The sequence below is a fragment of the Bifidobacterium myosotis genome, from assembly GCF_002259745.1.
GTDB classification, from domain to species: domain Bacteria; phylum Actinomycetota; class Actinomycetes; order Actinomycetales; family Bifidobacteriaceae; genus Bifidobacterium; species Bifidobacterium myosotis.
Genome location: NZ_MWWW01000020.1, coordinates 34,120 through 48,283 on the forward strand (window position 1 = coordinate 34,120; position 14,164 = coordinate 48,283).

The following is a 14,164-nucleotide window of genomic DNA, read 5'->3' on the forward strand; positions in this document are numbered from 1 at the left end:
TTCGGAACCCCAGAAGCTTCAGAAACTCCAGAAGCCCCAGAACGACCCGGGACCCCTCCGAGCTCCGGAGTGCTTCCGAACCCGCCGCGAGGTATATGGGCGACCGGTTCGGAAGGCTCATCGTCTTCGCTCCTCCGAATCAATACGGGATTGGCACGAAGGAACGCTTCAGCGTCGATCATATGCGTCAGGCCTTGGCCGCCGCGTCCTTGGCCGCATCGGCCGTCTTGGACGACTTGGCGGTCTGCCTTGCGGCGGCGGCCTTGTCGTCCTTGGCCGCGTCGGCGGCTGCGGCCTCGCTCGCCGCTGCCGCCGCGGCCGCCTCCTCATCCTCGGCGAACTGGTCGGACGGGGCTATCAGGCCGAACTCCGCCTTGACCTTGTTCTCGATTTCCTCGGTGATGGCCGGGTTGTCCTTGAGGAACTGACGAACCTTCTCGCGGCCTTGGCCGAGCTGGTCGCCTTCGTAGGTGAACCACGAACCGGACTTCTTGACCACGCCGACCTGCTGGGCCATGTCGATGACCGAGCCTTCACGGGAGATGCCCTCGCCGTAAAGCATGTCGAATTCGGCGGACTTGAAGGGCGGGGCCATCTTGTTCTTGACCACCTTGACGCGGGTACGGTTGCCCACGGCCTCGTCGCCGTTCTTGATGGTCTGGATGCGGCGGATGTCGAGTCGGACGGAGGCGTAGAACTTGAGTGCCTTACCGCCGGTGGTGGTTTCCGGGTTGCCGAAGAACACGCCGATCTTCTCGCGTAGCTGGTTGATGAAGATGGCGGTGGTGCCGGCCTGCGACAGGGCGCCGGTCATCTTGCGCAGGGCCTGGCTCATGAGGCGGGCCTGCAGACCCACATGGCTGTCGCCCATATCACCGTCAATCTCGGCCTTGGGCACCAGCGCCGCCACCGAGTCGATGACGATGACGTCCAAGGCGCCGGAACGAATGAGCATATCCGCGATTTCAAGCGCCTGTTCGCCGTTATCGGGCTGGGAGACGATGAGCGAGTCAGTGTCCACGCCAAGCTTGCGGGCATAGGCGGGATCGAGGGCGTGCTCGGCGTCGATGTATGCGGCCACGCCGCCCTTCCGCTGGGCATTGGCCACCACATGCAACGCCAATGTGGTCTTACCCGAGGATTCGGGGCCGTAGATCTCCACGATACGCCCCTTGGGAAGACCTCCGATGCCGAGGGCCATGTCCAAGGCGAGCGACCCGGTGGAGATCACCTCCACGTTCTGCTCGGGGCGATCGCCAAGACGCATTGCGGAGCCCTTGCCAAAGCTCTTCTCCACCTGGGCGAGCGCTGTATCCAGCGCGGCCTTGCGCTTGGGATCGATCTCATGCTTGTCCGGAGCGGCCTGCTCCTTGGCCGCTTTGTTCTCAACTGCCATGTTCTTCTCCTTATCGAAGTCGTGTGCGGACAGGTCGCCTTCCACCGTAGAGAAGGCCCGTCCGCCACATCGGGCGGGGCGAACCATGTGGTTCCAGCTCCGGTTCCCAAACGGGCCGAAACCCCCTGCGCCCCGTCAAGACAAGGCGTACGGCATTTGGCGAGCACCCATCGCACACGGGCGTGGCTGCCTGTCACTGTGGATAACTATACCTCAAGATGCGAACATTTGTTCGATTACGGATTATCGAGTGTCGCGCCCGCCGATACCAACGGCCCATCCGAACGATACCGTCCACCAAGACAATCCTCACGGGGTACCACCACAACGAGCCACCCAGACAAGCCAACGGCGTATCGGCCCGGCACAACGAGCCGTCACCGAACGGGCATGGGCGGCGCGTTATGGTCGTGGCCCCAGCGTCGGGAATCCGGCACCTCCATCTGGTCACACAGCACGTTCCACACCACGCGAGGCTCCTCCCCCGCGTCCAGCGCCTCGACCGCGGTCATGTTCGCCAATTTCGGCATCCGCTGGTCCCTGGCCAGCGACCGGCCATAGGTGCGACCGAACACCTCCTCGACCAGCTCCCAGAATTCCCGTTCATGCATGCCCACCAGTGTGCCACCACCCACGGGACACCTGCACGGAACATGCGAGAGGACGAATCGCCACATACCGTACGGCGGCACGCGGCACGACGAACATACGCACCGACACGACGCATATACGGCTACCATCCCAGAGCGCATGGGGAGGCAATCGAAAGCGCCCGAAGACGAAGAAAACCCGCCGCGTCATGCGACACAGCGGGTTCACACCATCATCGGACCGCAGCCTTCACCTCGTTCTTACATCCGGCCCATGCGACATCATGCCGCACAGGACGCAAACGCCACGGTCCACAGACGATCAGACGTCACCCCTGCACGGAATCCAGATAATCGGCCACCATGCGCAGCATCTGCGCGGTGGTGACGCCGAGCGCATCGGCAATCGAGCTGAGCAGTTCGGAGCTGGCCTCCTTCTGCCCACGCTCCACCTCGGACAGGTAGCCGAGCGACACACCGGCCTTCTCGGACACTTCGCGCAGCGTGCGGCGATCGCGCGTGCGCAAATCGCGCAACACATGACCGATGGCCTCGCGCAGGGATACCGCACGAGGCTCCTCGACAGTCACCGGCTGGGCGGCGGCACGCGGCTTGTATTCGGCGTCCTCCTCCTGCCACATGCGATCGCGAGCCGCCTGACGCTCATCCTTGGCCTTCTTAGCGGCCTGCGCCTTGAGCACCTGCTGCTGGGCGAACATCACCGCACGGCGCTGGGCCGGGGTCAGCTCGCGCATACGGGCGACGCCCGGCCGAACGGTCATCGGCTTGTTGGCGGTCACATTCATCTGCTCATCGACGCGGGTCATCGTTTCCATCACCATCGCCCCTTTCAGGTCGGTTCAGCGTTCCTGCTATCTGCTATGTACAACACCGCGACCCCGCAGGTTTATTCCTGAAAACTTGCTGGTAATACACTCAAGTTTCGCTGAGCTGGTTGTCGCGGCTAGTCGGCGGCCTCGCCTCGGGTGATGAACGGCATGCAGGAGAGGGCGAGCGCGAAGAGCACGACGGCGTAGATGAACATCCACCGATAGGAGCCTGTCGCCTGCTGGATGAGGCCGAAGATGGTCGGGCTGATGGCCGCGCCGAACGAGGTGGCGAGGTAGTAGTACGAGGTCATGGCGCCGGTGTGCTCAAGTCCGCCGAGCTCAGTAATCCACGGCAGTGCGTTGACGATCACCAGAATCCAGAACACGCCGAACACGAACGCCAGATACGGCACCATGAACGGCCGGCCGAGCCACGGCATCGGCGCGAAGAGCACCGCGGAAAGCACCAGACCGGCACTCATGGTGACCTTGCGGCCGAATCTGCTGCCGATGATGCCGGCCGGAATCGCGAACGCGAGCATGCCCACGGCATACCAGACCAGGTTGCCGCCGGCGACCGCCGCCTCCATGCCCAGATCATGCGTGGCATAGAGCGTGAAATAGGTCTCCACGGCGTTCCCGCCCATCGTGTACAGGAACAGCACCAGCAGGATGAGCGCCAGACTGCGCCTGCCCTCGCGGTCGAGTTCCAGTCTCGGGGCGACGGCGTTTCTGAACTCGGTCCATGAGACGAACGGCAGACGGGCCTTCTCGCCGGGCTTAGTCACGAACTCCTCGTGTTCCCGCACCAGATGCATCAGCGCGGTGATGGCGGTCACCATGACCAGCGCGCCGGCGACGAACGCCGCGGACATGCCGAACCGCTTGTACAGCAGGCTGCCGCCGGCCAGTGCAATCACGTTGCCGATGGAGCCCATGAAGTTGATGATGCCGTTGGCCTTGCTGCGCAGGCGGGAGTCGGTCACGTCCGGCATGAGCGCCACGATCGGCGCGCGCGATGTGGCCATGACCAGCGCATACGCCACGATTGCCGCAACGGTGAGCGGCACGTTCGGCGCCAGCGAGATGAGCACGAGGAACAATGCGCCGAGCGGTATGGAGATCAGCGCGAACGGGAGGCGTCGGCCCCAGCGGGTGCGTACCTTGTCCGAAAGGATGCCGAAGAGCGGCTGGATGGTGAAGCCGCAGAAGTTGTCGATGCCCATGATCATGCCCACCACGGCGGTCGGCAGCATGAGGTCCTTGAGTTTGATGGGCACATAGGCGTTGTAAAGGGCCCATGCGGCGGATATGGCAAGGAAACCGAATCCGATGGAGAAGGTCTGCGCATAGTCGAGCTTCGGCGTGCGGCCGGCGGGAGCGCGGCCTGCGGGAATGCGGTCACTGCGGCCGATGCGGTCAATGGGGTCGTCGGGTTTCTGCGAATCGGCGGACATACCGGCAGCGCTGGGGGTCTGGTTCATGGTGCTCACATCCTTGTGTTGTAGCCGTTTCATCGGCCGGCATCGTTGCCGGGAGCCGACGTGGCGGTGAAGTTGCGGAAAATATGCGGTGAACGGCCAGTTGGGCGGCCGCTACGACAGTCGCTCGTGCAGTTTTTGCAGCACGTTGAGGACGGTGGCGAGGCGGACTTCCTCGCGCGAGCCGGTGAGGTGCAGTTCGGCGGCTTCCACCAGCTCGTTGCGCCCTGCGACAAGCCCGGCCGGGATACGCAGTCCGATGTATACCAGTCCGGCGGGCTTGTCGCCGTCCGGGCCGGGACCAGCCACGCCGGTGGTGGACAGTCCGATGACCATGTCGCCGTATTCCGGCTGCGCGTACAGCCTCGCGGTGGCCGCCGCCATCTGACGGGCGACTTCCGGGTGCACGGCGCCCTCCCGGTTCAGCAGGTCGCGGTCCACGCCGAGGATCGAGGCCTTGGCCTTGATGTCGTAGGTGACGGCTGAGCCGAGGAACACGTTGGATGCGCCGGGGATGCGCACGAAGGCGTCGGCGAGCAGGCCGCCGGTCAGCGATTCGGCGCAGGCGATTTTGGCGCCGCGCGCCTCGCAGGTCTTGAGAATCGCGGCGGCCAGGGTATCACAGGATTCACGTACGTCGTCAACCATGTGCCGACTCCTTTCCGAACGTATCCGGGCCACGGATTGCGTATGTTGCGGCGGGTGTGCGGGGATGCCGGGAGGCTCCCGTTGCGAAACCCTCAGTCACTTCGTGACAGCTCCCCTCGTAGAGGGGAGCCAACTGCGTGAACTTGGACGGACGGGCCAGTTCGGTGACAGCCGCACACAGAGGGAGCCCGACGGTGGCATTTGCGGCCGCAGCGGGAGCACGACAGCCCCCACAGGGGAACCACCCGCATCCACCCCGGCCAGACCGTCACCTCGTGACGCCTCCCTCAGAGAGGGAGACACGTTAAAACACAACCGTTTAGGCGGCTTTCTTGGAGCCGACGAACGTGTTGTAGAGGTAGATGCCGCCCGAGTAGAGGCACAGCACCAGAGATACGTAGATGACGGCGTAGGTGAGGAAGTAGTACGCGGTGAGCCAGAACGGCGTGGTCTGGCCGTTTTCGAGCGACCAGAACGGCAGCAGCAGCATGGACAGGCCGATGCACTGGAACAGGGTCTTGAGCTTGCCGGGCCATTCGGCGGCGATGACCTTGCCGCCCGGGCGCTCCATCACGAAGAAGCGCATGACGGTGATGCCGAGCTCACGCACGAGGAAGAGGGCCACCACGACCCAGCCCCAGACCGCATTGCCGAACTCATGGAAGGCGGCCGCGACGATCAGAGCGCCGCAGGTGAGCAGCTTGTCGGCGATCGGGTCCATGAGCTTGCCCATTTCGGTCACCTGATTGTATTTGCGGGCCATCCAGCCGTCGATCTTGTCGGTCGCCGCCGCGATGATGAACAGCACCGCCGCGACCCAACGCAGGGTGAGGTTGTTCGCACCCCATGCGCCCGCCATGATGTCGAGCACAAGGAAGACGACCACGAGCACGATACGCGAGTAGGTCACCAGGTTCGGCGGCGCGTTCCAGCCGTCGAAGAGCGACGATTTGGGCGATGACTGCTTGTCCACGGTGTTCTCATTCATAGAGTTCACATTACCCCCACACTGATACGTAGTATGACTGAAAGCTGATTATCCGCTCATGGAATGCCGCCAGAAGCCTGTGACTGACGAACGGACGAACGCCACTGCCGGACGGACGAAGAGATGCATTAGAGACCGCATGAATATAGAGATATAGTCACGCGGATAGGCGCAAACACAGACAGGCCTGTCGCCCCTGAGTCACCAACGTGAGGCCTCTGCCCAAGACGACAACCGCACGCCGCGAATCACTGTCCCAGCTCGCCCTGTTGGGCGGAAGAGTTCGGCGCGGACGGCTCGAGCGAGCTGGTCTCACCGCGGATGAAGGCGAGCACCTGAGGCAGATCCTGCGGCTGGACAAGCACCTCGCGCGCTTTCGACCCCTCGGAGGGGCCCACCACGCCGCGCGATTCGAGCAGGTCCATAAGGCGGCCGGCCTTGGCGAAGCCGACGCGCAGTTTGCGCTGCAGCATCGAGGTGGAGCCGAACTGGCTGCTCACCACGAGCTCGGCGGCCTGCAGCAGCACGTCCATATCGTCGCCGATCTCCTCGTCCGGCTCCATAGCGTCCTTCTTGTCGGCGTCCTTGGCCATCTGTTCGATGTCCTCGCGGTACTTGGGCTTGCGCTGGGTGCGTACGAACTCCACGGCCTTGCGAATCTCCGATTCGGACACCCACGAGCCCTGCACACGAATCGGCTTGGCCGAGCCCATCGGCAGGAACAGGGCGTCGCCCTGGCCGATGAGCGTCTCGGCGCCGACAGTGTCGAGGATGACGCGGGAATCGGTCGCGGAGGAGGTGGCGAACGCCAGTCGGGACGGGATGTTGGCCTTGATCAGACCGGTCACCACGTCCACGGACGGGCGCTGGGTGGCGAGCACGAGATGCACGCCGGCGGCTCGTGCGAGCTGGGTGATGCGCTGGATGGAGCTTTCCACGTCGTTCTTGGCCACCATCATGAGGTCGGCCATCTCGTCGACCACCACGAGGATATACGGGTAGGGCGCCACCTTGCGCTTGGAGCCAAGTGGGGCGTGGACCTTGCCGGCGCGCACGGCCTCGTTGAAGTCCTTGACGTGGCGGAACCCGAAGTATTCGAGGTCGGAGTAGCGCGCGTCCATCTCCTTGACCACCCATTCGAGGGCCTGCGCCGCCTTCTTGGGGTCGGTGATGATCGGGGTGAGCAGGTGCGGGATGCCAGCGTACGCCGAAAGCTCCACACGCTTGGGGTCCACCATGATCAGACGCACCTGATCGGGCGTGGCGCGCATGATGATCGAGGTGAGCATCGAGTTGATGAAGCTGGACTTGCCGGAGCCGGTGGCGCCGGCCACCAGCAGATGCGGCATCTTGGTCAGGTCGGCGGTGACAAAGTGGCCCTCGACGTCCTTGCCGATGCCGGACAGCATCGGATTCGGGTCGCTCAGGGCCTTGTCGGAGCGCAGCACGTCGCCCAGATGCACGATCTCGCGGTCCTCGTTCGGGATTTCGATGCCGATGGCGGATTTGCCGGGAATCGGCGAGAGGATGCGCACGTCGGAGCTGGCCACCGCATAGGCGATGTTCTTCTGCAGGTTGGTGACCTTCTCCACCTTGACGCCGGGGCCAAGCTCCACCTCGTACTGGGTCACGGAGGGGCCACGCAGGAAGCCGACCACCTTGGCGTCCACGTTGAACTGCTCGAACGTGGAGGTCAGGGCCCGAATCACCCGGTCATTGGCCGGGGTGCGCATGGCGTGCGGCTGGCCCTTGACGAGCAGGTTCAGATCGGGCAGCTGGTATGGACGATTGGCGTCGTCATCACCGTCGCCGCCGCCCGTACCGGCCGCGGACGAGCCGTCGGCGCCGTCCGGACGGGGGACGCCCTGTCCCACGCCGCTGCCGTCCGCATCGGCTCCGGCGTACGCGCCGGTCGCGTCGCCGATTCTGGTGACCCGGGTGGCGTCGTCATCGCCGTCAACAAGTTCGCCAGTTGTGGGGTTGACGAGTCCGGCCTGGGCCGCGCTAGGCGCCCACGGATCGTTGACCGCGGCCGGTACGCCGGAGAGTGCGGCCGTCGTAGCCGGTATGGCGGCGCCAGTGGCGGTGGCGTTCGGCACTGTAGCGTCTGGAATGGCGGCACCTGCGACACCGGCCGCAATCGCACCGGGGATACCCGCACCCGGCACAATCGCACTGGGCATAGTTCCACCGGGCATGGCCGCACCCGGCATACCCACGCTCTGGCCTCCCGTGATCACTCGCGGGCGGACGGGCTGCTCGCCGCGCGGCTCGCCGATGTGCGGGCGCCCGTCATATGAGGAGGACGCGATGGTGCGGCCGACCTGTCCCGAACGTGTGGAACCGTCCACCACCGGGGTTTCGGCGGTCGCGCCATGCTGGCTGGCCGCCTTGTCGAACGGATCGTCGGCGGCGTACTTGTCAAGATGGGAGTCGCCGTTGTCGCCACCGCCACGGACACGGCCGAACAGGCGCGCGAAGAAACCGGGCTTGGCGACGCCGTCGTCGGCGTCATCGTTCTCGTCATCGTCATCATGTGTGGGCACGCCGTCGGCGAAGGCAAGGGTGGTGTCCCCCACGCGCACCTCATTGGGGAACTGGTCGTTCTCGCCACCGTCCGCATCCTTGCCCTTGCCTGCAGCTTTGGCGCCGGGCTTGAACGGTTTGCCTTGGATTTTGGCGACGAGCGCGCGGACGTCGTCGGGCAGATCGGTCACATGCGTGCCGGTGATCATGAGCAACGAGAACAGCGCCACGATCACGAACACGATGATGGCGAAGGCGTTGGAAAGCCCCCACGCGAGCGGAGAGCCAAGGAAGAAGCCGAACAGTCCGCCGGCGGATTGCAGGACGGTGATGTCGAACTGGGTGTGGTCCGCAGCGAGCGCCACGTCGATGATCGAGCAGATGGACCACAGCAGCAGCACCCAGCCGGTGACCACGCGCGGGTTGTTGGAGCCCTTGCCCGAGTTGCGCATGAGACGGATGGCCACGGCGGCGAGCAGCACCGGCAGGATCACGCTCATCACGCCGAGAATGCCGGAGGCGATGGCATGCAGGAGCTGGCCGAACGCGCCGTGGACGCGGAACCACTCGGAGGCGACGAACAGCACGGCAAAGACGAGCAGCAGGAAGCACAGGCCGTCACGTCGATAGGCGGGGTCGTAGTCGCCCACGCCCGAAAGCGTGCGTACGCCGGCGCCGAGGGCCCGGGGCACGGCGAGCAGGGCCTTCTTCCAGGCCGGCTCGAGGTCGAGTTCCGGCTGGACCCTGGTTTCGCCGTCGTGCGCGGGATCCCCGCCGCGCGGTTTACGGGGTTTGGTGCTGTCTGAAGATGATGTTCGTGCCATAGCGCGTCCGATTCTACTAGTACGGGCGTTCATGACTGCGTTCATGGGCGTCGATTCCGCCGATTTACGGTGCGAATGCCTTATCATGGTTGGCATGACACCCGCAGAGCGTGCGAGCGCAGTCGCATTTGCACTCAGGAACTGCGCATTGGAGGCGATGATGCCCGGCGAGGCGACGATGCGCGCCGCGGCCGCCTACGAACGGGGCCATGAGGATGTGAGCCATCTCATCGACGTGGCCGACGAGCAGACCGCCATGCGTCTGCACATCTCGTCCGGCAGGGAATCCGACAGGCTGGCGGACGGCAGTCTGGACGACCACGCCACGGACCGCGCCGATGCGGTGTTCGCGCGCACGGTGCTGCTGGCGGAACGCCGGTGGAACCCCTCCGGCGACTTGGACGAACTGGTGGCCATCCATAAGGGACTGTTCGAGGGCGTGTTCGACGACGCGGGCAAGCTGCGCACGTCGGACACCACGCGCGAGGTGACCAACGACCGGGCGCGGGCAGCCAATCCTGAGGCGTTCTTCCCGGCGGGGCTCATCGAGACCGGCGCGCTGAACATCTCGACGGAGCTGGCCGAGAAACGCAATCTGCATGCGATGGACCGCGACGTGTTCATCCCTGCGTTCACAGTGATCTATGACGAGCTTGGCTATCTGCATCCGTTCCGTGGCGGCAACGCGATGGTGTTGCGCATGTTCGGCTCGCGGCTGGCGCATGACGCCGGCTGGGACCTCGACTGGGGCGAGGTGACGCGCGAGATGTACCGTACGGCCAAGCACACAGCGTACCGGGGCGATCTAACGGCGTTCGAGCGCATGTTCGATGCGATGATCCGGCCGGCCAACCCGACCCGCGTGTTCCTTATCGCCGGCTGGGACCAGGGGCCGGCGCACTGAGGCGAGGGATTTGCGGGGAGATGGTGCGCACTGATTGGTGCGCTCGCTCCTCTGTTCGCCACTCCCTATTCCTGGCTCCCCGGCTTCCCTCAGTCAGCTTTACTGACAGCTCCCCTCGAAGAGGGGAGCCAGAACCTGTTGCGGTGCTTACGCGGTGATGTCGCCTAGGTGGTGCTGGACGTATTCGTCGGCGTGGGCGTCAATGGGGTCGTACTCCCCTGCGTCGGCGTGGGCGATGATGGCCATGGCGTTGTCCACGAGCTTCGGATTGAGCGCCTGCAGCCAGTGGATGCGCGGATCGCGGCCGAACCAGCCCATCTGCTTGCGGGCGAGCCGTTTGGTCTTCTGCGCGATGTCCGCGAAGGCGTCGTATTCGTCCCAGATGCCGTCGAGCAGGTCGATGATCTGCTGGTAGCCGAGCGCGCGCACGGCGGTGGCCCCGAGATGCGGGCGCAGACGGGCGACCTCGTCCACGAACCCCTCCTCCATCATCTGTTTGGTGCGCAGGTCGATGCGGCGGTCCAGATCGGCACGGTCCAGATCGAGGCCGATCTGCACGGACGGAATCACGTACCGGTAGCGCGGCAAACTCGCCGAATACGGGCGGCCGGTGAGCTCGATGACCTCCAGCGCGCGAATCGTGCGTCGCGGATTGCGCGGGTCCATGCGGGCTGCCGCTTCGGGGTCCTTGGCCCGCAGTTCGTCGAACAACGCCCCGGCGCCTTCGGCCTTCTCCCGTTCCTCAAGCTTCCTCCGCACCTCCGGATCGGTGCCGGGGAAGCTGATGTCGTCGATGGCGGCGCGAGCGTAAAGGCCTGAGCCGCCGACAAGGATCGGCCGGATGCCGCGCGATTGCAGGTCGGCGATGGTCTCGCGGGCGAGCTGTTGGAACCGCGCCACGCTCATCGCGTCATCGGGGTCGATGATGTCGATGAGGTGATGCGGCACGGCGGCCTGCTCCTCGGGCGTCGGCTTGGCGGTGCCGATGTCCATGCCGCGGTACATCTGGTAGGCGTCCGCGTTGACGATTTCGGCGCGCTCGCCGCGCTCGGCCAGTCGTTTGGCGATGGCGATGCCCAGGCCCGTCTTGCCGGAGGCCGTGGGGCCGACGATTGATACGACGCGCTGAGTCACAATGATTCCTCCCAACATGACTCCCCTCAGTCCGCCATGCGGCGGACGACTCCCCTCAAAGCCCTCAACGAGAGGAGCCGAAACATGTTCAATGCCGCACGGAGTAGGTCTGGCCGGCGGACGGGTCGGGGTCGGCGAGCAGGTTGTGGCGGCCTGCATGGGTGACGGTCACGGTCACGAAGTCGCCGATCTCCGGCACGGGCTCGCCTTCCGGCACGCCGATGTGCACCAGCACGCCGGTCCTCTCGCGGCCGGTGACGCGGTGCGTGTCGCTGTCCTTCTTGCCGAGCTTGCCGGTAATCATCACCTCGACGTCGCGGCCCACGAAGCCCTCAAGGTTCTCCTCGGTGATCTTCTCCTGCAACGCCACGAGACGGTCGAACCGGTCCTGCACGACGTCGCGCGGGATCTGCGGCATGGATGCGGCCGGCGTACCGGGGCGCGGCGAATAGATGAACATGAAGGCGGACGAGAACCGGGCCTCACGCACCACGTCCAGCGTGGCCTGGAAGTCCTCCTCGGTCTCGCCGGGGAAGCCCACGATGATGTCGGTGCTGATCTGCGCGTCCGGCATGGCCTTGCGGATGCGGCCGAGGATGTCGAGGAACTTGGCGGACCGGTACGAGCGTCGCATGGCCCTCAGGATGCGGTCGGAGCCGGACTGCAGCGGGAAGTGCAGCTGGTGCATCACGTTCGGCGTTTCAGCCATCGCCGCGATCACGTCGTCGGTGAAGGCGGCCGGATGCGGCGAGGTGAAACGCACGCGCTCCAAACCCTCGATGTCGCCGCAGGCGCGCAACAGCTTGCTGAAGGCGTACCGGTCGCCGATGCCGTAGCCGAACGAATTGACGTTCTGGCCGAGGAGCGTGACCTCCTTGGCGCCGTCGGCCACGCACTGGCGGACCTCGGCGAGGATGTCGCCGGCGCGGCGATCGCGTTCCTTGCCGCGCGTGGTGGGCACGATGCAGAACGTACATGTGTTGTTGCAGCCCACGGAGATCGCCACCCAGGAGCTTACGCGGGAGGCCCGGGCGGCGGGCAGCTCGCTCGGGAACTCCTCGAGCTTGTCGGCGATGCGCACCTGCGGCTTGTCGGTGAGCCGGTTCTGTTCGAGGAGCTTGGGCAGATCCTCGATGTTCTTAGTGCCGAACACGGCAGCCACCCACGGCTTGCGCTGGGCGATGCGCTCGCGGTCGAGCTGCGCCATGCATCCGCCGACGGCGATCTGCAGGTTCGGGCGTTGCAGCTTGATGCGATTGAACAGGCCGATTGTGCCGTACATGCGTTCGGCCGCGTTCTCGCGCACCGCACAGGTGTTGAGCACGATCACGTCGAAATCGTGCGAATCGATCTGCTCTTGGGTGGCCGGCACGTAGCCATTGGCCTCAAGCACGCCGGCGATGCGCTCGGAGTCGTGCACGTTCATCTGGCAACCAAGCGTATGGATATGGAACACACCCTTGCCGCGGCCGCCCGCGTCCGGTACGGTAGCTTCCATATTCGAATCGACCTCGGAGGACGGGCCGCTCACACCCGTGGCCGTAATCGAGGCGCGCTCCGCCTCGGTCATCATGTCTTCGTTCATAAGGGGCGATTGTATCCGCCGGGTTCGTCATGGCCCGCGCCGGGATTTCGCCGCGCCAGAACCTCGGTTCCATCGCGACCGCGCATGGTATGGGACAAACTGAGGAGATTGTACGGTGACGTTCAGGTTCGCACGAAGCGGACGGGTATATTTGCAGACGTGATACTTGACCGACATAACCGACTCAACACCGCCGATCTCAATGCCCGTCTGAAGATGCTCGACCTGCCGGGCGGCAGCTTCAACGCCGACCAGATCACCGAATTCATCGATCTGATGCAGGTGTACGAGGGCGCGATGTACGAGATCAGCACCAAACTGGAGATTCTCGACGACGAGTTTCAGGTGCGGTTCAGCCATGACCCGATTCATCACATGGAGCGGCGCCTGAAGTCCGTCAACTCGATCATCGGCAAACTCGAGCGCAAGGGTCTGCCCGTCTCGGTGAACGCCGTGAAGGACAACCTGTTCGACGTGGCTGGCATCCGTGTGATCTGCAACTACCGGGACGACGTGTACTCCGTGTCCAACTACCTGTCCTCGCAGTCCGACATCCAGGTGCTGCGGGTCAAGGATTACATCAAGAACCCCAAGCAGAACGGCTACCGCTCGTTGCATGTGATCTACGCCGTGCCGGTGTTCCTCTCCTCGGGCGCGCACTACACGCCCGTGGAGGTGCAGTTCCGCACCATCGCCATGGATTACTGGGCGTCGCTCGAGCATGCGCTGCGATACAAGTCCGATCTGCCGGACGCCAAGCTCAGCGAGCATTCGCAGACGCTGCTCGACTGCGCGAGGTCCCTGCAGAACATCGAAGTGCAGATGCAGAACATCCACCGCGACATCAACGGAGCGCCGCAGGTGGGAGAGGCGCCGAAGGCCGCGGTCTGACGACGCCTGATCGCGGGCCGGGGAAGCAGCCGCGTACCTGCAGTCCCCCGAAGGCCTGAAACGGACTGTATGTACGCGCGACCTTCGACCGGACACGAACATACAGTCTCCGACTAACCGGAACGGACCCTTTGGAGGGCAGAACGGACTGTAAGTATGCGGGATGACGAAGCAGCCGCGTACTTACAGTCCCCTGGAGACCTCAAACAGACTGTAAGTACGCGCGACCCTCGTCCAGACGCGTACTTACAGTCTCCGGCAAGCCGGAACGGGACCTCTGGAGGGCAGAACGGACTGTAAGTACGCGGAAGGTTGAACCAACCGCACGCATGCCGGTCCCCGTACGCGAAATCCGGGCCATCCCCTG

Annotated in this window: 11 protein-coding genes; 2 read left to right on the forward strand and 9 right to left on the reverse strand. The window is 64.7% G+C overall.

The features are described from left to right. Positions 1-187 precede the first annotated feature (187 nt). The 7 genes from recA to BMYO_RS11545 form a co-directional block, all read right to left on the reverse strand. Positions 188-1,396: a recombinase RecA gene (recA, locus tag BMYO_RS08575; protein WP_094668072.1), complete on the reverse strand. Its 1,209-nt coding sequence runs from the start codon at positions 1,394-1,396 to the stop codon at positions 188-190. Between the two features lie 377 nt (positions 1,397-1,773). Further along, on the reverse strand, positions 1,774-2,007 hold the full coding sequence (locus BMYO_RS08580) for a DUF3046 domain-containing protein (protein WP_094668073.1): 234 nt from the start codon (positions 2,005-2,007) through the stop codon (positions 1,774-1,776). A gap of 308 nt (positions 2,008-2,315) precedes the next feature. Beyond that, positions 2,316-2,828: a helix-turn-helix domain-containing protein gene (locus tag BMYO_RS08585; RefSeq protein ID WP_094668074.1), complete on the reverse strand. Its 513-nt coding sequence runs from the start codon at positions 2,826-2,828 to the stop codon at positions 2,316-2,318. 122 nt (positions 2,829-2,950) lie between these two features. Further along, positions 2,951-4,300: an MFS transporter gene (locus BMYO_RS08590; RefSeq protein ID WP_158216975.1), complete on the reverse strand. Its 1,350-nt coding sequence runs from the start codon at positions 4,298-4,300 to the stop codon at positions 2,951-2,953. Positions 4,301-4,411: 111 nt separating this feature from the next. Next, positions 4,412-4,945 (reverse strand): CinA family protein, encoded by a 534-nt coding sequence (locus BMYO_RS08595; protein ID WP_094668076.1) that lies wholly within the window; start codon positions 4,943-4,945, stop codon positions 4,412-4,414. 319 nt (positions 4,946-5,264) lie between these two features. After that, positions 5,265-5,933 (reverse strand): CDP-diacylglycerol--glycerol-3-phosphate 3-phosphatidyltransferase, encoded by a 669-nt coding sequence (gene pgsA, locus BMYO_RS08600; protein ID WP_169834108.1) that lies wholly within the window; start codon positions 5,931-5,933, stop codon positions 5,265-5,267. A 248-nt stretch (positions 5,934-6,181) separates the two neighbouring features. Further along, positions 6,182-9,283 (reverse strand): FtsK/SpoIIIE family DNA translocase, encoded by a 3,102-nt coding sequence (locus tag BMYO_RS11545; RefSeq protein ID WP_158216976.1) that lies wholly within the window; start codon positions 9,281-9,283, stop codon positions 6,182-6,184. Between the two features lie 157 nt (positions 9,284-9,440). Between BMYO_RS11545 and BMYO_RS08610 the strand changes: the two genes are divergently transcribed. Continuing rightward, positions 9,441-10,187, forward strand: a complete 747-nt coding sequence (locus BMYO_RS08610) for a Fic/DOC family protein (protein ID WP_233428232.1) — start codon at positions 9,441-9,443, stop codon at positions 10,185-10,187. A 147-nt stretch (positions 10,188-10,334) separates the two neighbouring features. Here BMYO_RS08610 and miaA read toward each other — a convergent pair whose 3' ends face one another. Continuing rightward, entirely contained in the window at positions 10,335-11,321 is a 987-nt protein-coding gene (gene miaA / locus BMYO_RS08615) for a tRNA (adenosine(37)-N6)-dimethylallyltransferase MiaA (protein ID WP_094668078.1), read from the reverse strand. 88 nt (positions 11,322-11,409) lie between these two features. Next, on the reverse strand, positions 11,410-12,906 hold the full coding sequence (gene miaB / locus BMYO_RS08620; RefSeq protein WP_169834110.1) for a tRNA (N6-isopentenyl adenosine(37)-C2)-methylthiotransferase MiaB: 1,497 nt from the start codon (positions 12,904-12,906) through the stop codon (positions 11,410-11,412). 216 nt (positions 12,907-13,122) lie between these two features. Between miaB and BMYO_RS08625 the strand changes: the two genes are divergently transcribed. Next, positions 13,123-13,797, forward strand: a complete 675-nt coding sequence (locus BMYO_RS08625; protein ID WP_308810463.1) for a GTP pyrophosphokinase — start codon at positions 13,123-13,125, stop codon at positions 13,795-13,797. The last annotated feature ends 367 nt before the right edge of the window (positions 13,798-14,164 follow it).

What these genes read in the sequence shown, in the direction of transcription:
- miaB (WP_169834110.1), bottom strand. Translation starts at nt 12,906, where the DNA reads ATGAACGAAGACATGATGACCGAGGCGGAGCGCGCCTCGATTACGGCC.
- BMYO_RS11545 (WP_158216976.1), bottom strand. Translation starts at nt 9,283, where the DNA reads ATGGCACGAACATCATCTTCAGACAGCACCAAACCCCGTAAACCGCGC.
- pgsA (WP_169834108.1), bottom strand. Translation starts at nt 5,933, where the DNA reads ATGAATGAGAACACCGTGGACAAGCAGTCATCGCCCAAATCGTCGCTC.
- BMYO_RS08590 (WP_158216975.1), bottom strand. Translation starts at nt 4,300, where the DNA reads ATGAACCAGACCCCCAGCGCTGCCGGTATGTCCGCCGATTCGCAGAAA.
- BMYO_RS08610 (WP_233428232.1), top strand. Translation starts at nt 9,441, where the DNA reads ATGATGCCCGGCGAGGCGACGATGCGCGCCGCGGCCGCCTACGAACGG.
- BMYO_RS08595 (WP_094668076.1), bottom strand. Translation starts at nt 4,945, where the DNA reads ATGGTTGACGACGTACGTGAATCCTGTGATACCCTGGCCGCCGCGATT.
- recA (WP_094668072.1), bottom strand. Translation starts at nt 1,396, where the DNA reads ATGGCAGTTGAGAACAAAGCGGCCAAGGAGCAGGCCGCTCCGGACAAG.
- BMYO_RS08585 (WP_094668074.1), bottom strand. Translation starts at nt 2,828, where the DNA reads ATGGTGATGGAAACGATGACCCGCGTCGATGAGCAGATGAATGTGACC.
- BMYO_RS08580 (WP_094668073.1), bottom strand. Translation starts at nt 2,007, where the DNA reads ATGCATGAACGGGAATTCTGGGAGCTGGTCGAGGAGGTGTTCGGTCGC.
- BMYO_RS08625 (WP_308810463.1), top strand. Translation starts at nt 13,123, where the DNA reads ATGCTCGACCTGCCGGGCGGCAGCTTCAACGCCGACCAGATCACCGAA.